The sequence below is a fragment of the Streptomyces sp. NPDC058671 genome, assembly GCF_042716475.1.
Classification (GTDB): Bacteria; Actinomycetota; Actinomycetes; order Streptomycetales; family Streptomycetaceae; genus Streptomyces.
Genome location: NZ_JBHXSA010000017.1, coordinates 39060 through 58215, shown reverse-complemented (window position 1 = coordinate 58215; position 19156 = coordinate 39060). Strand labels below are relative to the sequence as shown.

Here is a 19156-nt window from a genome sequence, read left to right as displayed (position 1 = left end):
CGCCCTCCCACCACCTCCCCCGTCGTCGAACCCGTGCCCGCCTCCGTACCTCCCTGACCTCCCTGGGGGATCCCCGTTGAGCAACCCTCCGCCCCGCGCCGTCTCCGTCGCCGAGCTCGATCTCGCCGCCGGGCCGGACGGGCACGTCCTCTCCCTCCGTCCCGCGCCCGGCGGGCCGGACCTCGTGGACGGTGACGTGTACGCCCTCGTCCGGGTCGAGGGGCGCCCCGCCGCCACCGTCCTCGGCGCCGTGGCGGACGGCGAGGACCCCGCCGAGGTGCTCGCCGCGCTCGCCCGCGCGCGGCTCGCGGAGGCCCGGCCCCCCACCGACGCCGAACACCTCGCCGCCGCGCGGCCGCTCGCCCGGCCCGACCTCCGGGAAAGCAACCGGAAGGGGCAGCCCGCGCCCCGTACCTCCGTCGTCGTCGCGACCCGTGAGCGGCCCGAGCAGCTCGCCCGTGCCCTCGACTCGCTGCTCGCCCAGGACCACCCGGACTTCGAGGTCGTCGTCGTCGACAACGCGCCCCGGACCACGGACACGTACAACCTCGTCAGCCGCGCGTACGCCGACCGCGTCCGGTACGTCCGCGAGGACACCCCCGGTCTCGCCGTCGCCCACAACACCGGGGTCGCCGCCGCCGACGGCGAGGTCCTCGCCTTCACCGACGACGACGTGATCGCCGACCCGCACTGGCTGACCGCGCTCACCGAGCCGTTCGCCGACGACCCCGGTCTCGGCTGCGTCACCGGCCTGATCCTGCCCGCCCGGCTCGCCACCCCCGCCCAGGTCCTCCTCGAATCGCACGGGGGCTTCGCCAAGGGCTTCGCACCCCGCCTGTACGACCCGGCCCGGCCGCCCGCCGACGAACCGCTCTTCCCGTTCACCGCGGGCAGCTTCGGCTCCGGAGCCAACATGGCCTTCCGGGCCGCCGCCCTCCGAAAGGCCGGCGGCTTCGACCCCGCCACCGGCACCGGGACCCCGGCGAAGGGCGGCGACGACCTGTACGCCTTCGTCGCCGTCCTCTCCGCCGGCTTCCGGCTCCGCTACACCGCGGAGGCCCTCGTCTGGCACCACCACCGCGACACCTGGCAGGACCTGCGGAACCAGGCGTACGGCTACGGCGCCGGCCTCACCGCCTACCTCACCGCCACGCTGGTCCGCCGCCCCGCCCTGCTGCCCGCGCTCCTCGCCCGGCTGCCGCGCGGCCTCGCCCGCGCCCGTACGATGACCGCCCAGCGCGGGGAGACACCCCCCGACGGCGGCGTTCCCGGCGAGCACGGCACCCACCACCACCCCTGGCCTCGCAGCCTCTCCCGACTGGAGCGACGCGGCATGCTCTACGGCCCCATCGGATACGCGAAAGCCCGCGTCACGGCCCGGCGGGGGAGGAACCCCCGATGACGAACGTCCCCCTCCACACCCGGATACCCGTCCTCCTCTACCACGCCGTGATGGACGACCCCCCGGACTGGATCGCCGAATTCACGGTCACGCCCGGGGAGTTCGCGTCCCAGCTCGACGCGGTCGTCGCCAGTGGCCGGGCGCCCGTCACCGTCGGCACCCTGGCCGCGCACCTCGCCTCCGGGGACCCGCTGCCGGACCGGCCCGTCGTCATCACCTTCGACGACGGCTTCGCCGACCTGGCCGGGCCCACGGCCGAGGCGCTCGCGGCCCGGGACCTGCCGTCCACGGCGTACCTCACCACCGGGGCCATCACCCCCGGCCGGCCGTGCCTGCTGCCGCCCGCGCCGATGATGACCCTCGAACAGGCGCCGCGCCTGGAGGAGTACGGGATGGAGGTCGGCGGACACACCGCCACCCACGCGCAGCTCGACACCCTGGCCCCGGGGGCCCTCCGGCGTGAACTGCGCGAGTCCAAGGCGGTCCTCGAGGACACCCTCGGCCACGAGGTCCGGCACCTCGCCTACCCCCACGGCTACAACAGCCCCGCCGTCCGCCGGGCCGCCGCGGCCGCCGGCTACACCTCGGCCGTCGCCGTCCGGCACGCCCTGAGCTCCGGTCGCGACGAGATCTACCGCATCGCACGGCTCATCGTGCGCCGAACCCACACCACGGCGGACGTGGAGCAGTGGATGGAGGGCCGGGGCGCGAGGACCGCGCCGTACCCGGACTCGCCGTTGACGGTGGGCTGGCGGATGTACCGACGGACGCGCGCGCTGGTGCGCGGGGCGGAGTTCGCCGGGTGACGAGGAACGTGTTCACAACGACGCCGGAGAACAACGTGCCGCCGGAGAACAACATGCCGCCGGAAGGCGAACTGCCGCCCCGGAACAACGAGCCGACGGAGGGCTCCCAGCTGTCGGGACGCGACTCCGGCGCCGCCCCGGCCCCCGTCCGTCGGACCGGCCCGGCCGCCGCGCTCCGCTCGCCGGCCGCCCTCAATCTGGCGCCCCTCCTCCTCGCCGCCGTGCTCTGGCTCTGGGCGCTGCCCCGCATCGACTTCCGGAGCATCGAGGAGTTCGGTCTCCTCGACCGCTTCCCCCTCAGCTTCTACGCCGCCCTCACCGCCCTGACCTGCGGCTTCGTCATCACCCTGCGGCGCGCGGGCACCGCGCCCCTCTGGCCCGCCACCTACTGCGCGGCGATGCTCGTCGCCCTCAAGGCGCCGCCCGCGATCCTCTACGACACCGTCCGCTACGCCTGGGCGTCCAAGCACGACGCGATCATCAGCCGACTGCTCACCGAGGGCACCGTCCACCCAGGGCGCGAGCTTTCCGGCGGCATGTCGGCCTACGACCAGTGGCCCGGGTTCTTCTCCCTCGACGCGGCCCTGGTCCGCGCCTTCGGCGTCGAATCCGCCGCCTCGTTCATCAACTGGGCCCCGGTCGCCCTCGGTCTGCTCACCGTGCCCGTCCTCATCCTCGTCTACCGCACGTTCAGCGACGACTGGCGGCTCGTGTGGACCGGTGTGTGGATCTTCCAGCTGGCGAACTGGGTGGGCCAGGACTACCTGTCCCCGCAGGGCTTCTCGTACCTGCTCTACCTCACCGTCTTCGCCGTCGTCGTCCGGCACTTCGTCCTCCCGGGCTCGGCGGGCGCGCTCCGCGACCGCTCAGCGCTCGACCCGGCCGCCGCGTCCGTGCCGCCGCCCACGACCACCCGGCAGCGGGCGGTCGCCGTCCTCTTCCTCGTCCCGATCGTCGCCACCATCAACGCCTCGCACCAGCTCACCCCCGTGATGCTGTGCGCTAGCCTCTTCGCGCTCTGTCTCACCCGCCGCTACCGCAACCTGGGGCTCCTCGCCACCACCGGCCTGATCATGCTGGTCTGGAACCTCACCATGGGCCGGGAGCTCTTCCTCGACACCCTCGGCACCCTGCGCGAGAAGGCCGGAGACCTGCTGGGGAACTCCCGCCCCGGCTTCGCGGGCGACCCGACGGGCCCCGGCCCGGAGCTCGTCGGCAGCGCGAACGTCCTGATGGTCCTCGCCCTCGGCGGGCTCGCCGTCGCCGCCGTCCTGCTCCGTCGCAGACTGGCCCGCAGCGCCCTGCCGTTGGTCCTCGCCGCCGCCGCGCCCCTCCCGATGTTCGCCGTCAACGACTACGGCGGCGAGATGATCTTCCGTGTCTACCTCTTCGGCCTGCCCGGCTCGGCGTTCTTCGCGGCCGCCGCGCTCGTCCCCGCCGCCGGGGCCGCGAGCCGTGCCGCCACCGTCGCGCGCCGGACGGCGGCCGTCGCCCTGCCCGTCACCCTCGTCGCCATGCTCGCCGGCTTCCTGCCCTCGTACTACGGCAAGGAGGGCATGCACTACGCGCCCCCCGGCGAGACCGCGCTGACCCGGCGCGCCTTCGACCGGGCGCCCGACGGGGCGCTGATCCTCGCCGCCACCGGCGCCTTCGCCGATTCGTACTACCGCTACGACCACTTCGAGCGGTGGTTCTTCACCGAGCAGGAGGTCGACGAGAACCTCCGCATGCTGAAGGACCCGGCCGGCTACCTCGCCGGCGGCATCCCGGCCGGACGCCCTGCCTACGTGATCCTCACGCCCACCCAGGGCGAGGCCGTCATCGGCGAGGGCTACCTTCCGGAAGGCGGCTTCGACACCCTCCGCGCCGCCCTCAAGAACTCGCCGCTGTTCGGGGTCGTCGAGGAGAACCGGCACGGGCTCGTCCTCCGCTACCGCCCCACGACCGGCGGCTGAAGCCGTCTCCGCCCCCACCCCCGCCGACCGCACGCACGAGGAGTAGGTACGCCATGGCCCACCCACGCCTGACCCCGCGAGTCCAGCGCAGAGCCGTCCTCGCGGCCTCCGGATGGGTCGCCCTCGCCGCGACCGCGATCCCGGGCGGCTCGCCGCTGCGCTGGATCCCGGTCCTCGCCTTCGTCGTCCTGGCACCGGGCCTCGCCCTGATGCTCCCGCAGCCCGTCGGTCTGCGGCCCGGCGCCCGGCTGGAGGCCCTGGCGCTCGCCGCGCCCGTGAGCCTCTCCGTGGCCACGATCGCCGCGACCACCCTGTTCCTCACGAAGTCCTTCTCGCTCACCGTCTTCCTCGTCGTGCTCGCCCTCTTCGTGAGCGTCGCCGCCACCCTGCCCGGCGTGCCGCTGCCGGCCGCCACCCGCGGCGCCGTCGAGCGCGCAGGCTCCACCCGCACGTCCCCGTTCCCGTCCCGGTTCCGGATACGAAGGCCCGGTGGAGGGCGATGAGCAGGCGGCACGCCAAGGGTGATGCCCGGACCCGGCTCGCGGTCGCGCTGGCCGCCGTCGGGGCGCTCACCGTCGGCCTGGGCGTCTGGTCCGTCCTCGGCGAGGAGGAGGACCGCTGCACTCCCGATGCCTCGCTCGTCGCACCGTGCGGGGCATGGTGGGGCGCGTACATCCCGTACGACGAGGACAGTTCGCTCACCCGGCCGGTGTACGCCTTCGAGAAGAAGATCGGCCGCAGACTCGACCTCGTCTACACGTACCACGACATGTCGGGGAGCAAGGCCGACGGTGAGCTGCTCACGCCGGACGAGCGGGAACTCGGCCGCGAGCGCCTCCTCATGCTGGCGTGGGAGTCGACCGTGTGGACCGAGAAGCACCACGCCGACTGGACCGAGAGGCAGCTCGGCTGGAAGAACATCGCTTCGGGGACGTACGACGCCTCGGTCATCGACCCGCAGGCCCTCCGCGTCAAGGAGTACGGCAAGCGGGTCTTCTTCTCCTTCGACCAGGAGGCCGACTTCCGCATCGAGCAGGGCGCCGGGACCCCCGAGGAGTACGTCGCCGCCTACCGTCACGTCCGTGACCGCTTCGAGAAGCTGGGCGTCACCAACGTGGTGTGGGTGTGGACCGTCTCCGGCTGGCTCGGCAACGCCGCCTTGATGAAACGGCTCTACCCCGGCGACGACTACGTCGACTGGATCGGCATGGACCAGTACAACTACTACCTCTGCCACAAGTCGACGGACTGGCTGGACTTCGACCGGAGTCAGCGGCCCGGTTACGACTGGCTCCGGGAGAACATCTCGGCCGACAAGCCGGTCATGCTCGCCGAGTTCTCCACCGCCCCCGACCCGAAGCGGCCCGAGCGGCAGCGTGACTGGTACACCGCCATCCCCGGGGTCGCGCCGACGCTGCCGAAGGTGAAGGCGTACGTGCACTGGAACCGTGCCGTGCCCGGGCCCGGCTGTGACCTGACGATCGACTCCGGACCCGGCCTCGACGGCTACCGGATCGCCGGCCAGGACCCGTACTTCCGGCAGGCCGTACCGAAGGGCTGAGGCTCAGCCGCCGTCCCGCCGCCGGGGTCTCACCGTCGGCCCGTCGTCAGGCCCCGGAAGGCGCACACCGCCATCGTGCCCCCGGCCAGGCCCAGGAAGAGCGGCAGCGGGGCCGTGGCGAAGGCCTGCTGACCCGCCCAGCCCGCCCAGACCAGCACCCACACCACCCCGGCCGTGACCCGCGCGCCCACGCCGACCACCCGCAGCAGCACGGCCGTAGCCAGCAGACTCAGCGCCTGGAGGACGATCGGGGCGACGGCTCTCCCGGCGCCCTCGCCCAGGAGCGCGGCGCCGGGGCCGTCCGCCTCGGCGGGCCGCAGGCCGAGCAGGGGCGGGGCGGTGTGCAGGGCGAGGAAGGTGGCGAGCAGGACCGTTCCGGCGAACCAGGGCCGGAACGCGCCGAGTCCGACGGCCGCCCCCTGGAGGGCGACGAGCAGCAGCCCGGCGGCGAGCGTGACGGGCGGGAGCGCGGTCAGCAGACCGGTGCCGGAGAGCCGCTCCACGTCGAGCGCCCCGGAGCCGGTGAGCGGCAGCCAGAAGAGGGCTGCCGCGAGGGCGAGCAGCACCCACCGCCAGGCCTCCGACCGGTCCACGCGTACCGTCGGCCGCCTCTGCGGAGCCGGGGCCGGGGCCGGAGCCGGGGCCGTGGGCGCCGACGGGGTGGTGGGGAGCTTCGACCCGTCCGCCCGTACGGACGGGCCCACCGGCTCCTCCGGACGCGGCCGGGGTACGTACACGGGGATGCCGAACGCCGGCGTCACCGACTCGTGCGCCCCGCGCAGATAGGCGCTCTCCCGTGCCCAACTCGTGCCGTAGTCGTCCTCGGCGCGCTCCCTGACCCGCGCGGCCCGCTTCGGCTCCTCGGCCGGTGCGTGGCTGTTGAGGGCGGCCCGCAGGCCCGGTACGGACACCAGGGCCATCAGGGTCATCGCCCCGAGCACGGCGTATCCGGCTCCCGCGATGCCGAAGGGCCCCAGGAGGAGCGCCGCGCTGCCGAGCACCAGGACGCACATCGCGCCCTGGAAGGCGGCGAGTACACCCGTACGCCCCTGGACGCGCAGGACACCGATGTACAGCTCGACGGCGACCCGGGGGAGCGCGGCGGCGGCGAGCAGCCGGAGCACGGTCGTGCCCTGCTCCGCGTAGGCGCCGCCGAATGGCGCGAGGACCAGTGGGGCGAAGACGACGAGGACGAGCACGACGGGGACGAGCAGCAGGGTCATGCGGCGCAGTGCGCCCCGTACTCCCTCGGCGAGGGACTCGGGGCTGTGCGAGGCGTGCGCGGTGAGCGAGGTGGCCATGTTGATGGCCATGAACTCCATCGTGCCGCCGAGGGTGTAGGCCGTGTAGAAGAAGGCGTTGTGGGCGGCGTCGAAGCGGACGGCGACCATCACCGGCAGCAGGTTGATCATGATGAGGCTGAAGAACGCGCCGACGGAGTCCCCGGCCATGAAGCGGCCGATCTCGCGCATGCCGGGCGGTTCGCGGTCGCGGTCGGCGTGTGCCTGCCGGGGGATGAGCCGCCGGAGGACGAGCCAGCCGATCGGCAGCACGGAGAGCGCTATCGCCGCCGACCAGGACACGAAGACGCCGAGGACCGGCAGGGCGGTGGCGAAGAGGATCAGGAGGACCAGCTTGCCGACGGTGAAGACCGCGTTTCCCACGGGGACCCAGATCGCCTGTCTGAGTCCGGTGAGGACGCCGTCCTGGAGGGTGAGCAGGGCCCAGCCGATGCTGGAGGCGGTGAAGAAGAGGCCGGCGGAGAGGGTGCCCAGCGGGGCGTACGAGGGGCCCCACCAGTCCAGGGTGAGCAGGAAGACGCCGCAGGCGACGGCGACCACCACGGTGCTGACCAGGTACAGGCGCACCACGAGCGGTCCGGTGGCGCGGCCGGCCCGGGGCACGTACCGGACGACGGCGCCGGTGAGCGTCGTCGCGGTGAGGGAGGCGAGCATCCGCTGGGCGGCGATGGCGGCGGAGCCCTGCCCGACGGCCTCCTCGGTGTAGTAGTGGGCCGCGACCAGCCAGAAGCCGAGGCCGAGGGCGGCGGAGACGCCGGTGGAGATCATCAGGGCGTAGGCGTTGCGGAAGAGGGAGTCGTCGGCGCCGGATGCCGAACTCTCGGCCGGGCCCGTCTCCTCGACCGGGTCCCTCGTGTCGGCGGGGGGCTCCGGCGGCGTGCCCGAGGGTCCCTCGGCCTCCGGACGTCCCGTCCCGCGCAGCCGTACGGTCTCGCTCACCGGGCGCCCTCGGGGGCCGCCGACAGGTGGGACGCGGGGCGGATTCCGGCGGTACGCAGCACCGCGAGGACCTCGTCCGCGTGGCGCGGGTCCACGGGCAGGGCGTGCCGGGCGAACCAGGCGGCCGGCTCCGGGGCGGCGGAGGGCTCGGTGAACGCCTCGCCCGCGTACCGGTCGAGCGGCGGGTCGTAGACGTAGCCGGTGGTGATCCGCTGCCGGGCGAGGGCGACGATCGCGGTGTCCCTGTCCTCGACGAGCAGCGGTACCCGGAACAGCGGCTGCGCGGCCTCCCGCGGGGCCCCGGGCGTGCCGTACTCGCTGGCCAGGAGTCGGGCGGTGCCGTCCCGGTGGGTGGCGAGGACGTCGTCGAGACGGGCGAGCTTGCCGGTGGTGCGGCGGAGCCGGCCGGCGCCGGGCCGGAGGCGGTAGTCGTGCATGTCGACCCGCACCCAGGAGTCGAAGGGGTCGAGGGCGGGCGCGGCCGGGAGGGCCCGCGCCAGCTCGTCGGCGCGGAGCGGCATCCGGATCTCCTCCCGCTCGTCGAGGCCCAGCAGCCGCACGGTCGCGCGCGCGGCCCCGGCGAGGCGCAGTCCGCGCAGGGCGGCCTCGGCGTACGGCCGGGTCAGGTAGGCGAGTTCGGCGGTGGCGCGGGTGGGGTGCAGCAGCGCGTCGCGGGCGGCGGCGAGTTCGTCGCGCAGCGCCGGGTCGGCGAGGGCGAGGAAGCCGCCGGCCTTGGCCGCGGTGTGCTTCGAGAGGCTGAAGACGGAGGCCTCGCCGTACGTGCCGACCGGGCGGCCGCCCACCGTCGAGCCGATGGCGTGGGCCGCGTCCTCGATGAGCGGGATCCCCGACCGGTCGCAGCGGGACCGGAGTCCGGGGGCGGGGTCGGGATTGCCGTACAGATTGGTGGTCAGTACGGCGGACAGGCCCTGCCATACGGAGTCGGGCACCGCGGCCGTGTCGATCGACCCGTCCCGGGGGTCGAGCGGCGCCTGCACGGGGCGCAGCCCGGCGGCGAGGACGACGAAGAAGATGACGTCGTCGTTGACCGGGGACATCAGCACCCGGCCGCCGGGACGGCACCAGTGGCGCAGCGCGAGATAGAGACCGAAGCGGCACGACGGCACGTAGAGGCACTCCCTGCCCCCGAGCCTGTCGCGCATGCGCTCTTCCAGTTCCGCGTACGCAGAAACCATGTGATTCCCCCCTGAACCCCCGGGCTCAATGTGGCCCAATCCGGACGGCTCGTCAACACGGCCCTCCGGTCACGCGGAAGGGCCCGTCCCGGGTCCGAAGACCGTGAACGGGCCCTTTCCGTAGCCATCTTCGCGGCTCGCGGGAGGCGGTGGAGGTCATTCCTCCAGAGTGAGACCGCGGCGGAGCCGGGCGAGGGTGCGGGAGAGCAGCCGGGAGACGTGCATCTGCGAGATGCCGAGCTCCGTGCCGATCTCCGACTGGGTCATGCCGGTGACGAAGCGGAGGGAGAGGATCTCCCGCTCGCGGTCGGGCAGCGAGGCGATCATGGGCTTCAGGGAGGCGATGTACTCGATCCCGGTGAGGCCGTGGTCCTCGTAGCCCAGCCGGTCGGTGATGGCGGCCTCGCCGCCTCCGCCGTCCTCCTCGGTGGGCTGTGCGTCGAGCGAGGCCGCGGTGTAGGCGTTGCTCGCGGTCATGCCCTCGACGACCTCCTCGCGGGCGATGCCGAGTTCCTCGGCGAGCTCGGCGACCGTCGGGGCGCGGTCGAGGCGCTGGGAGAGCGCGTCACCGGCCCTGGCGAGGTCGAGCCGCAGCTCCTGGAGCCTGCGGGGCACGTGCACGGACCACGACGTGTCGCGGAAGAAGCGCTTGATCTCGCCGATGATCGTCGGCATCGCGAACGTGGGGAACTCGACGCCCCGGGAGAGCTCGAAGCGGTCGATGGCCTTGATGAGGCCGATGGTGCCGACCTGGACGATGTCCTCCATCGGCTCGCTGCGGGTGCCGAAGCGGGAGGCGGCGAACTTTACGAGGGCCAGATTGAGTTCGACGAGGGTATTGCGGACATACGAGTGGTCGTGGGTGCCCTCTTCCAGCTCGGCGAGCCGGGCGAAGAGCTGCTTCGAGAGGGCGCGCGCGTCGACCGGTCCGATCCGGTCGAGCGGCTGCTCGGTGAGCTGCCGCGGAAGCCGGACGGTTGCGAGGGAATGGTTCATGGGGTGGCCGGGTAGGTCGAGGGGGACTGCTGCCGACGGCGCGTCGGGGGTACGCGGGGCGTCGAGCCGGGGTGACATGGGTCTCCTTCGGGGTTCTTCTGCTGCGGTGTGCGGTGCCTCCGAAACCGGTCGTGTCGGGTGTTCTCCTCTAGCCCTACCTGCTCGACGCGTGAGGTCGCAAGTGTCGACAATCCGTTATGTACGGGTATGAGGGGGACCCCGTGTGCACGGAGGCGCACCTCGCTTGTAGGGTTCGAGGCACGTCAGTCGGCACCCGCGAGAGCGAAAGAGGCACGGCCATGGACCGCGAGAACATCGGCAGCGCAACGCCCGCGCGGCTGCGGGTGGAAGTCCGGACCGTGGACGAGGAGATCGAACTCCTCGCGCCGGTGGGTGAGCTCGATCACCACACCTCCGAACTGCTGCGCGCGCCGCTGGACGACGCGCTCGAAGCGGGCCGTTCGCGCCTCGTCGTCGACTGCTCGGGCCTGGAGTTCTGCGACTCGACCGGACTCAACGTCCTGCTCGGTGCCCGGCTCGGAGCGGAGGCCGCCGGCGGCGGGGTCCACCTGGTCGGGATGCGGCCCGCGGTGGCCCGGGTGTTCCAGATCACGGGTGCGGACGCCGTCTTCACCGTGCACGAGACGCTCGCCACGGCTCTCCCCGCCTGAGCCCCTGTCAGGCTCCCCGGCCGCGCCCTGCCCGCGACGCCCGGCCCCGCACCGGCCGAACCCCACCCGCACCGCCCGTACGTCCTGCCCCCTGTCCCGTCGATCGGTGAGGTGAAGCGCTGATGGACCAAGCTTCCGACGTCCGTACCATCGCCCTCGGCGAGACCAGCGGCACCGTGCCGCTCGCCCGCGACTTCACGCGGACCGCGCTCCGCGAGTGGGGCTGGCTCCCGGCCGCCACCGCCGACCGCAGAGCCGCCGCGGAGGACGTCCTCCTCGTCGTCTCCGAGCTCGTCACCAACGCCTGTCTGCACGCCGACGGCCCCGAGAGCCTCCGCGTCCTGCGCCTGGCCAAGGTCCTGCGCCTCGAAGTCACCGACCGGGGCGCCGGCCAGCCCGCGCCCCGCACCCCGCACCGGTCCGGCCGTCCGGGGGGCCACGGCATGTTCATCGTGCAGCGCCTCTGCCTCGACTGGGGCATCGAGCGCACCCCGGGCGCCCCCGGCAAGACGGTCTGGGCCGAACTCGCCTCACCTGTGTAGGACTTCCACAGCTCCACCCGTTGTCCGGCCCGCTCGGACGGAGGCAGCCTCGCCGGGGCCGACCCCGGGAGCGACGGCACCCCGCGCGCCCTCGCCCTCGTCGGCGGGACGGTGATCCTGCTCGGCGGCGCGGCGTTCACGTTCACCCCGTGGGCGCGGCTCAGGACGTGACGGAGGGCGGGAACGGCGAAGGCCGCCGCACCGGATCGGTGCGGCGGCCTTCGGGCGAGCGGGTGGCGTCAGTGGACGCTGCCCATGAGCCCCTGGACCTTCTTGCGGTACATGTAGATCGCGAAACCGGCGCCGACGGCGAGCGTCGCCTGCATGGCGATGATCCCGGTGCCGTTCAGGTCGACCCCCGCGATGGAGAGCAGACCGGTGGTGCAGTCACCGGCGGTGACGGCGAGGAACCAGACACCCATCATCTGGGAGGCGTACTTCTTCGGCGCCATCTTCGTGGTGACGGAGAGGCCGACGGGGGAGAGGCACAGCTCGCCGATGGTCTGGATCATGTAGATCGAGACGAGCCACATCGGGGAGACCAGGGTGCCGTCGCCCGCCATGCTCATCGGGACGATGAAGACGAAGAAGGACGCGCCGACCAGGACCAGACCCATCGCGAACTTCACGATGGTGTTCGGCTCCTGGTTCTTGCGGGCCAGCCACAGCCACAGCCAGGCGAAGACCGGCGCGAGCGCCATGACGAACATGGGGTTGAGCGCCTGGTACCAGGTGGCCGACGGGTCGAAGCCGAAGAGCGTGCCGGTCTTGTCGTCGGCGAAGAGCGACAGGGTGGAGCCACCCTGGTCGTAGATCATCCAGAAGATGGCGGCGGCCACGAAGAACCAGATGTAGCCGTTCATCCTCGACTGCTCGCCCTTGTCGAGGTCCTTGTCGCGCTTGATGCGGACGAGGACGGCGACCGGGATGATCAGGCCGGCGAGGGTGAGCGGCACGAGCGCCCAGTTCAGGGTGAACAGGTCGAGGCCGACGACGACGCCGTAGAAGACGGCGGTGAGCACGACGACCAGCGAGGCCTTGACGAGGAGGCCCTTGCGCTCCTCGGCGGAGAGCGGGTTCGGGACGACGCTGCTGGTGGGGCTCAGGCTCTTGGTGAAGGCCAGGAAGCAGGCCAGGCCGAGGCCCATGCCGATGGCGGCGAGGGCGAAGCCCAGGTGCCAGTTGACCTTCTCGCCGACGGTGCCGACGACGAACGGCGCCACGAACGCGCCGAGGTTGATGCCGACGTAGAAGAGGGTGAAGCCACCGTCACGGCGCGGGTCGTCCGGGCCGTCGTAGAGGTGGCCGACCATCGTCGAGATGTTGGCCTTGAGCAGACCGGAGCCGGCGGCGACGAGCGCCAGGCCGACGAAGAACATCGCCTGGCCGGGCAGGGCCAGCGAGGCGTGACCGGCCATGATGACGAAGCCGGCGATCGTGACGGTCTTCCGGGCGCCCCAGACGCGGTCACCGAACCAGCCGCCGGGCATGGCCATGAGGTAGACCATCGACACGTACACGGAGTAGATGGCCGTGGCCGTGGCCGCGGTCATCGCGAGACCGCCGCCCTGGCTGCCCGTGGCCGCGTCCGCGCCGCCGGAGACCAGGTACAGAACGAGAAGGGCCCTCATGCCGTAGTAGGAGAAACGCTCCCACATCTCGGTGAAGAAGAGGGTGGCCAGGCCGCGGGGGTGGCCGAGGAACGTCTTCTCGGAACCAGGGGTTCCGCTCGAAGCCGTCGTCAGGCTGGACGCCATGTCGATCCTTGCTCTGTCGGGACGCGCGCCTTGTGAGCGTGATGCGCCCGGTGGGGGAGGCCGGCACCGGCGGGGGTGGTCGCACCCCCGTCGGGATCCACGCTCCGGGAGACGCGTCGTCGCGTCCCGGAACCCGGCCCACAGGTCGTTCGCCGTCTTCAAGGTTCGGCGAGGCCGACCTCACGCAGAAAGAGGACCTCGGCCCAGAAAACTGGCCAAAGGTCCCCGATCACCGCAACAGACGTCTCGCCACCATACGCCACGACAGGGCGGGATATGGAAGGACTTGAGAGATGGATCACAGGTGAAAGTGCAACCACATGGTCCCATTCCAAGGTCATGTGCAGGATGGTCACAAGATCTCCAAGGGTCGCCCGGTCCCTGTCGATCCCGCCCCGCCCCGGGACCCGTGCGGACTACCATCACCCCATGACCCGTGTACTGCTCGCCGAGGACGACGCCTCCATCTCGGAACCGCTGGCCCGCGCCCTGCGGAGAGAGGGGTACGAGGTCGAGGTCCGCGAGGACGGCCCGACCGCCCTCGACGCCGGACTCCAGGGCGGAGTGGACCTGGTCGTGCTCGACCTGGGCCTGCCCGGGATGGACGGCCTGGAGGTCGCCAGACGGCTGCGCGCCGACGGGCACGCCGTCCCGATCCTGGTGCTCACCGCCAGGGCCGACGAGGTCGACACCGTCGTCGGGCTCGACGCGGGCGCCGACGACTACGTCACCAAGCCCTTCCGGCTCGCCGAGCTCCTCGCCCGCGTCCGGGCCCTGCTCCGGCGCGGCTCCAGCGAGCCCGCCGCCGCCCCCTCGACCCACGGCGTCCGCATCGACGTCGAGTCGCACCGCGCCTGGATGGGCGAGGAGGAGCTCCAGCTCACCGCGAAGGAGTTCGACCTGCTCCGGGTCCTGGTCCGGGACGCCGGCCGGGTCGTCACCCGCGACCAGCTGATGCGCGAGGTCTGGGACACCACCTGGTGGTCCTCCACCAAGACCCTCGACATGCACATCTCCTGGCTGCGCAAGAAGCTCGGCGACGACGCGGCGAACCCCCGTTACATCGCCACCGTGCGCGGAGTCGGTTTCCGCTTCGAGAAGAGCTGAGCCACCCCCACGCCATGCGCCGCCGACTGATCAACTCCACGCTCGCCGTGGTGCTCGTCGTCATCTCCGTGTTCGGGGTCTCCCTCGTCATCGTCGAGACCCGCACCATCACCAGCACCGCCCAGGAGCGGGTGGACACCGAGGCCGTCCGGCTCGCGTCCATCGTCGACAGCCGGCTCATCGGCGGCGAACCCGTCAACCCCGACATCCTCGCCGAGCAGAGCGGCGCCAAGCGGTTCGCCGAGATCCGCATCCCCGGCCGGCCGTCGATCGAGATCGGCACCCGCCCCACCGGGGACGTCATCCGGGGCCTCGCCGAGGGCGAGCGCGGTGAGACCGTGATCATCGAGGAGTCCCGCTCCACCGTCACCGCCGAGGTGGGCCGCACCCTGCTGATCATCGGCGCCGTGGCCCTGCTCGCCGTCGTCGCCGCCGTCCTCCTCGCCGTACGGCAGGCGAACAAGCTGACCTCCCCGCTCACGGACCTCGCGGAGACCGCCGAGCGCCTCGGCTCCGGCGACCCCCGCCCCCGGCACAAGCGGTACGGGGTGCCCGAGCTGGACCGGGTCGCGGACGTCCTCGACGCCTCCGCCGAGCGCATCGCCCGGATGCTCACCGCCGAGCGCCGGCTCGCCGCCGACGCCTCCCACCAGCTCCGTACGCCCCTCACGGCGCTCTCCATGCGCCTGGAGGAGGTGGCCCTCGCCGACGACCTGCACACGGTCAAGGAGGAGGCGACGATCGCGCTCACCCAGGTCGAGCGGCTCACCGACGTCGTCCAGCGGCTCCTGACCAACTCCAGGGACCCCCGGACCGGCTCCGCCATCGCCTTCGACCTGGACGAGGTCGTCAAACAGCAGATCGAGGAGTGGCGGCCGGCCTACCGCAGCGCGGGGCGGGCCATCGTCCACTCGGGCAAGCAGGGGATGCGGGCCGTGGGCACCCCGGGCGCGGTCGCCCAGGTCCTCGCGGCCCTGATCGAGAACTCGCTCATGCACGGCGGCGGCACGGTCGCCCTGCGGACCCGGGTCATCGGCAACCAGTCCGTGATCGAGGTCACCGACGAGGGGCCCGGCGTCCCGGCCGACCTCGGCGCACGGATCTTCGAGCGGGCCGTCAGCGGCCGCAGCTCCACGGGCATCGGCCTCGCGGTCGCCCGCGACCTCGCAGAGGCGGACGGCGGGCGCCTGGAGCTGCTCAGGGAGCAGCCGCCGGTCTTCGCGCTCTTCCTGAGCCGCGAGGTGAAAAGCGTGTCCGACGAGCCGCGCGACCGGCCCGTACGGTGAGAATGCCTGGTCAGACCCGGTCGGGCTGGCGGCGGGTCGCCTGGCGCGGGGGCTGCTCCAAGAACGATTCGGCGGCCTGGACCGCCTCCTTCGCGGGCAGCGCGCGGAAGACCCATGTGCGGTACGACCAGAAGCGGAACAGCGTGGCGATCCCGATGCCGAGGAACTTGAAGAAGTTGCTCGCCAGGGGGCCGTCCCAGCCGAAGCCGTACGTCGCCGCGTAGAGCACGCCGTTCTCGACGACCATGCCGATCACGCTGAACAGCAGGAACAGCGACATCTCCTTGGTCCGCCCGGACTTGTCCCGGTCGCGGTACGTGAAGTAGCGGAACCCCACGTAGTTGAAGACGATGGCGACGACGGTCGCGATCAGGCTGGCCCGCACCATCGGAATCTCGGTGGTGGCCCGGACCAGGTTGAAGACGGCCAGGTTGACCAGGACGCCGAGACCGCCGACCACCCCGAACTTGGCGACCTCGCGGACGAGCAGGTCGAGTCGCGTGCGCAGCGCGCCGGGTTCACTCATGGTGATGGCTCTGTCCCGTCCGTCCGGGTGACGTCCGGATGACGTCAACCCAACCATGCTAACCAGCCGCCCTGTCACCCGCCCGTGTACCTCGTAAACCCCCGGGAGCCCGGCCCTCACCCCTGGTTTTCTTGTGCCAAACCACAGCCGGACGCGTGTTCCCTGATGGTGCGGATACCCTAAGAGGGTGACGTTCCCCGTAGTAGGCATGGTCGGCGGCGGGCAGCTCGCCCGTATGACCCACGAGGCGGGCATCCCCCTCGGCATCAAGTTCAAGCTCCTCAGCGACACCCCGCAGGACTCCGCGGCCCAGGTGGTGAGCGAGGTCGTCATCGGCGACTACCGCGACCTGGACACGCTGCGTGACTTCGCGCGCGGATGTGACGTGATCACCTTCGATCACGAGCACGTCCCCACGGAGCACCTGCGGGCCCTCGAAGCGGACGGCATCCCCGTCCGCCCGGGGCCCGACGCGCTGGTGCACGCCCAGGACAAGGGGGTGATGCGCGCCAGGCTCGACGAGATCGGCGCGCCCAGCCCGCGGCACCGCATCGTGGCGGACCCCGAGGACGCGGCGGCCTTCGCCGCCGAGGTCGGCGGCTTCCCGATCATCCTCAAGACCGTGCGCGGCGGCTACGACGGCAAGGGCGTCTGGTTCGTCCGTACGCCGGAGGACGCCCGCGACCCGTTCCTCGCGGGGGTCCCGGTCCTCGCCGAGGAGAAGGTCGACTTCGCGCGCGAACTCGCCGCGAACATCGTCCGCTCCCCGCACGGCCAGGCCGTCGCCTACCCGGTCGTGGAGTCCCGCCAGGTCGACGGCGTCTGCGACACGGTGATCGCGCCCGCGCCCGACCTCGACGACGAGCTGGCCGGTCAGGCGCAGGAGCTGGCGCTGCGGATCGCCAAGGAACTCGGCGTGGTGGGCCATCTGGCCGTCGAGCTGTTCCAGACCACGGACGGCCGCATCCTCGTCAACGAACTGGCGATGCGCCCGCACAACTCCGGCCACTGGACCCAGGACGGGGCGATCACCTCGCAGTTCGCCAACCACGTCCGGGCGGTCCTCGACCTGCCCCTCGGCGATCCGCGCCCGCGCGCGACCTGGACCGTGATGTGCAATGTCCTGGGCGGCGACTACCCGGACATGTACGCGGCGTACCTGCACTGCATGGCCAGGGACCCGCAGCTCAAGATCCACATGTACGGCAAGGACGTGAAGCCCGGCCGCAAGGTGGGGCACGTCAACACCTACGGCGACGACCTGGACGACGTGCTGGAGCGCGCCCGCCACGCCGCCGGCTACCTGCGAGGAACGATCACCGAGTGAGCAGCATCAGCACCTCCCCCGTCGTCGGCATCGCCATGGGATCCGACTCCGACTGGTCCGTCATGGAGGCCGCCGCGCAGGCCCTCGACGAGTTCGAGATCCCCTACGAGGTGAACGTCCTCTCCGCCCACCGGATGCCGCGCGAGATGATCGCGTACGGCGAGCAGGCCGCGGACCGCGGGCTGAAGGCGATCATCGCGGGCGCGGGCGGCGCCGCCCACCTGCCCGGCATGCTCGCGTCCGTCACCCCGCTCCCCGTGATCGGCGTGCCGGTGCCGCTGAAGTACCTCGACGGCATGGACTCGCTGCTCTCCATCGTGCAGATGCCGGCCGGGGTCCCCGTCGCCACGGTCTCCGTCGCCGGCGCCCGCAACGCGGGCCTGCTCGCCGCCCGGATGCTCGCCGCGCACGACCCCGAGCTCCTCACCCGGATGACCGACTTCTTGCAGGACCTGAACGACCAGGCGACCGAGAAGGGCAAGCGGCTGCGGGCCAAGGTCGAGGGCGCCGACTCCTTCGGCTTCGGCGGTTGAGCGCCGCCGACCGCCTGGCGGAGGCGCGGGAGCTGCTGGCTTCCGCGCCCGTCGCCGACGGCCACAACGACCTGCCGTGGGCGCTCCGCGAGCACGCGCGGTACGACCTGGACCGCATGGACATCGCCGCGGACCAGACCGGCGCCCTCCACACCGACCTCGCCCGGTTGCGGGCCGGCGGCGTCGGCGCCCAGTTCTGGTCGGTGTACGTGCCCTGCGGGCTCACCGGGGACGACGCGGTCAGCGCGACCCTGGAGCAGATCGACATCGTCGACCAGCTCCTGGAGCGGTACGCGGACGAGCTGGCCCCCGCCCTGACGGCGGACGACATGGAGACGGCCCGGCGGCAGGGCCGTATCGCCTCCCTCAAGGGCGCCGAGGGCGGCCACTCGATCAACAACTCCCTCGCCACCCTGCGCGCCCTGCACACCCTGGGCGTGCGGTACATGACGCTCACCCACAACGACAACAACGACTGGGCGGACTCGGCCACCGACGAACCCCGCGTCGGCGGTCTCTCCGCCTTCGGCCGCGCGGTCGTCCGCGAGATGAACCGATCCGGCGTGCTCGTCGACCTCTCGCACGTCGCCGCCACCACCATGCGGGACGCCCTCGACGCCACGGCGGCGCCGGTGATCTTCTCGCACTCCTCGGCCCTGACGGTCTGCCACCACCCGCGCAACGTCCCGGACGACGTCCTGGAGCGGCTGCCCGCCAACGGTGGCGTCGCGATGGCCACCTTCGTGCCGAAGTTCATCCTCCCCGCGGCCGTCGAGTGGACCGCGCGGGCCGACGACAACCTCCGCGCCCACGGCCTCCACCACCTCGACACGACCCCCGAGGCGATGAGGCTGCACCGCGCCTTCGAGGCGGAGAACCCGCGCCCGGTCGCCACCGCCGCCACCGTCGCCGACCACCTCGACCACATGCGCGAGGCGGCCGGCGTCGACCACATCGGCATCGGCGGCGACTACGACGGAACGGCCTTCACCCCGGCCGGTCTCGACGACGTCGCCGGGTACCCGAACCTGATCGCGGAGCTGCTGCACCGCGGCTGGTCCCACCCCGACCTGGCCAAGCTGACCTGGTCCAACGCGGTCCGCGCCCTCCGTGACGCGGAGGCGGTCTCCCGCGACCTGAAGAGCCGTACGGCCCCGTCGAACGCGACCATCGACCTGCTCGACCCCGTCGACGCACCGTAACCGCCCCGTCACCCGGACGGCTCAGTCCGCCGCGCTCCCGTACGGGGCC

The 19156-nt window shown here is 72.4% G+C and carries 17 protein-coding genes; 12 read left to right on the top strand and 5 right to left on the bottom strand.

What is annotated here, in order from left to right; genetic code table 11:
• Positions 1–76: 76 nt before the first annotated feature.
• From ACFWV2_RS21575 to ACFWV2_RS21555, 5 genes are read left to right on the top strand one after another with little or no spacing between them, the layout of a single operon-like run.
• Positions 77–1402 carry a glycosyltransferase gene (locus tag ACFWV2_RS21575; RefSeq protein ID WP_384406660.1) on the top strand — a complete coding sequence of 442 codons (1326 nt, stop codon included), beginning with the start codon at positions 77–79 and terminating at the stop codon, positions 1400–1402.
• The gene (locus tag ACFWV2_RS21570) at positions 1399–2208 is read left to right on the top strand and encodes a polysaccharide deacetylase family protein (protein WP_384406659.1); all 810 of its coding nucleotides are present in this window, start codon (positions 1399–1401) and stop codon (positions 2206–2208) included. Before ACFWV2_RS21575 ends, ACFWV2_RS21570 begins: the two co-directional genes overlap by 4 nt.
• Before the next feature lie 8 nt (positions 2209–2216).
• A complete protein-coding gene (locus tag ACFWV2_RS21565) occupies positions 2217–4163 on the top strand; it encodes a hypothetical protein (RefSeq protein ID WP_384406657.1) in 1947 nt (648 codons plus the stop codon).
• A gap of 53 nt (positions 4164–4216) precedes the next feature.
• Positions 4217–4666 (top strand): hypothetical protein, encoded by a 450-nt coding sequence (locus tag ACFWV2_RS21560; RefSeq protein WP_384406655.1) that lies wholly within the window; start codon positions 4217–4219, stop codon positions 4664–4666.
• The gene (locus tag ACFWV2_RS21555; RefSeq protein ID WP_384406653.1) at positions 4663–5724 is read left to right on the top strand and encodes a glycosyl hydrolase; all 1062 of its coding nucleotides are present in this window, start codon (positions 4663–4665) and stop codon (positions 5722–5724) included. The genes ACFWV2_RS21560 and ACFWV2_RS21555 overlap by 4 nt, the downstream gene beginning before the upstream one ends.
• A gap of 29 nt (positions 5725–5753) precedes the next feature.
• On the opposite strand, the gene ACFWV2_RS21550 is transcribed toward ACFWV2_RS21555, so the two are convergent.
• The 3 genes from ACFWV2_RS21550 to ACFWV2_RS21540 all read right to left on the bottom strand — a co-directional run bounded on the left by ACFWV2_RS21550 (position 5754) and on the right by ACFWV2_RS21540 (position 10234).
• Positions 5754–7964 (bottom strand): lipopolysaccharide biosynthesis protein, encoded by a 2211-nt coding sequence (locus ACFWV2_RS21550; RefSeq protein WP_384406651.1) that lies wholly within the window; start codon positions 7962–7964, stop codon positions 5754–5756.
• Positions 7961–9160, bottom strand: coding sequence for a DegT/DnrJ/EryC1/StrS family aminotransferase (locus ACFWV2_RS21545; protein WP_384406649.1), 1200 nt, complete (start codon positions 9158–9160; stop codon positions 7961–7963). The genes ACFWV2_RS21550 and ACFWV2_RS21545 overlap by 4 nt, the downstream gene beginning before the upstream one ends.
• A 156-nt stretch (positions 9161–9316) precedes the next feature.
• Positions 9317–10234, bottom strand: coding sequence for an RNA polymerase sigma factor SigF (locus tag ACFWV2_RS21540; RefSeq protein ID WP_384406647.1), 918 nt, complete (start codon positions 10232–10234; stop codon positions 9317–9319).
• Between the two features lie 221 nt (positions 10235–10455).
• Here ACFWV2_RS21540 and ACFWV2_RS21535 point away from each other — a divergent pair, with 221 nt between their 5' ends.
• A complete protein-coding gene (locus tag ACFWV2_RS21535) occupies positions 10456–10827 on the top strand; it encodes an STAS domain-containing protein (RefSeq protein WP_360793501.1) in 372 nt (123 codons plus the stop codon).
• A 122-nt stretch (positions 10828–10949) separates the two neighbouring features.
• Positions 10950–11369, top strand: coding sequence for an ATP-binding protein (locus ACFWV2_RS21530; protein ID WP_360793503.1), 420 nt, complete (start codon positions 10950–10952; stop codon positions 11367–11369).
• A 239-nt stretch (positions 11370–11608) separates the two neighbouring features.
• On the opposite strand, the gene ACFWV2_RS21525 is transcribed toward ACFWV2_RS21530, so the two are convergent.
• Positions 11609–13126: a peptide MFS transporter gene (locus ACFWV2_RS21525; protein ID WP_384406645.1), complete on the bottom strand. Its 1518-nt coding sequence runs from the start codon at positions 13124–13126 to the stop codon at positions 11609–11611.
• A 429-nt stretch (positions 13127–13555) separates the two neighbouring features.
• On the opposite strand from ACFWV2_RS21525, the gene ACFWV2_RS21520 reads away from it, so the two are divergent.
• Entirely contained in the window at positions 13556–14233 is a 678-nt protein-coding gene (locus tag ACFWV2_RS21520) for a response regulator transcription factor (protein WP_360793507.1), read from the top strand.
• Positions 14234–14247: 14 nt separating this feature from the next.
• Positions 14248–15519: an ATP-binding protein gene (locus tag ACFWV2_RS21515; protein ID WP_384406643.1), complete on the top strand. Its 1272-nt coding sequence runs from the start codon at positions 14248–14250 to the stop codon at positions 15517–15519.
• A 10-nt stretch (positions 15520–15529) separates the two neighbouring features.
• Here ACFWV2_RS21515 and ACFWV2_RS21510 read toward each other — a convergent pair whose 3' ends face one another.
• Complete coding sequence (locus ACFWV2_RS21510) at positions 15530–16045, bottom strand: GtrA family protein (RefSeq protein WP_360793511.1); 516 nt, start codon at positions 16043–16045, stop codon at positions 15530–15532.
• A 187-nt stretch (positions 16046–16232) separates the two neighbouring features.
• On the opposite strand from ACFWV2_RS21510, the gene ACFWV2_RS21505 reads away from it, so the two are divergent.
• Genes ACFWV2_RS21505 through ACFWV2_RS21495 form a run of 3 tightly spaced genes read left to right on the top strand, consistent with a single transcriptional unit; the run spans position 16233 to position 19107 of the window.
• A complete protein-coding gene (locus ACFWV2_RS21505; protein ID WP_360793513.1) occupies positions 16233–17372 on the top strand; it encodes a 5-(carboxyamino)imidazole ribonucleotide synthase in 1140 nt (379 codons plus the stop codon).
• A gap of 35 nt (positions 17373–17407) precedes the next feature.
• Positions 17408–17905, top strand: coding sequence for a 5-(carboxyamino)imidazole ribonucleotide mutase (purE, locus tag ACFWV2_RS21500; RefSeq protein ID WP_384406837.1), 498 nt, complete (start codon positions 17408–17410; stop codon positions 17903–17905).
• On the top strand, positions 17902–19107 hold the full coding sequence (locus ACFWV2_RS21495; protein ID WP_384406641.1) for a dipeptidase: 1206 nt from the start codon (positions 17902–17904) through the stop codon (positions 19105–19107). Before purE ends, ACFWV2_RS21495 begins: the two co-directional genes overlap by 4 nt.
• Positions 19108–19156: the final 49 nt, after the last annotated feature.

Bases quoted from the DNA above. Each gene is read 5' to 3' on its own strand.
- ACFWV2_RS21570 (WP_384406659.1), top strand. From the start codon at position 1,399: ATGACGAACGTCCCCCTCCACACCCGGATACCCGTCCTCCTCTACCAC.
- ACFWV2_RS21560 (WP_384406655.1), top strand. From the start codon at position 4,217: ATGGCCCACCCACGCCTGACCCCGCGAGTCCAGCGCAGAGCCGTCCTC.
- ACFWV2_RS21555 (WP_384406653.1), top strand. From the start codon at position 4,663: ATGAGCAGGCGGCACGCCAAGGGTGATGCCCGGACCCGGCTCGCGGTC.
- ACFWV2_RS21545 (WP_384406649.1), bottom strand. From the start codon at position 9,160: ATGGTTTCTGCGTACGCGGAACTGGAAGAGCGCATGCGCGACAGGCTC.
- ACFWV2_RS21540 (WP_384406647.1), bottom strand. From the start codon at position 10,234: ATGTCACCCCGGCTCGACGCCCCGCGTACCCCCGACGCGCCGTCGGCA.
- ACFWV2_RS21535 (WP_360793501.1), top strand. From the start codon at position 10,456: ATGGACCGCGAGAACATCGGCAGCGCAACGCCCGCGCGGCTGCGGGTG.
- ACFWV2_RS21530 (WP_360793503.1), top strand. From the start codon at position 10,950: ATGGACCAAGCTTCCGACGTCCGTACCATCGCCCTCGGCGAGACCAGC.
- ACFWV2_RS21525 (WP_384406645.1), bottom strand. From the start codon at position 13,126: ATGGCGTCCAGCCTGACGACGGCTTCGAGCGGAACCCCTGGTTCCGAG.
- ACFWV2_RS21520 (WP_360793507.1), top strand. From the start codon at position 13,556: ATGACCCGTGTACTGCTCGCCGAGGACGACGCCTCCATCTCGGAACCG.
- ACFWV2_RS21515 (WP_384406643.1), top strand. From the start codon at position 14,248: ATGCGCCGCCGACTGATCAACTCCACGCTCGCCGTGGTGCTCGTCGTC.
- ACFWV2_RS21510 (WP_360793511.1), bottom strand. From the start codon at position 16,045: ATGAGTGAACCCGGCGCGCTGCGCACGCGACTCGACCTGCTCGTCCGC.
- purE (WP_384406837.1), top strand. From the start codon at position 17,408: ATGGGATCCGACTCCGACTGGTCCGTCATGGAGGCCGCCGCGCAGGCC.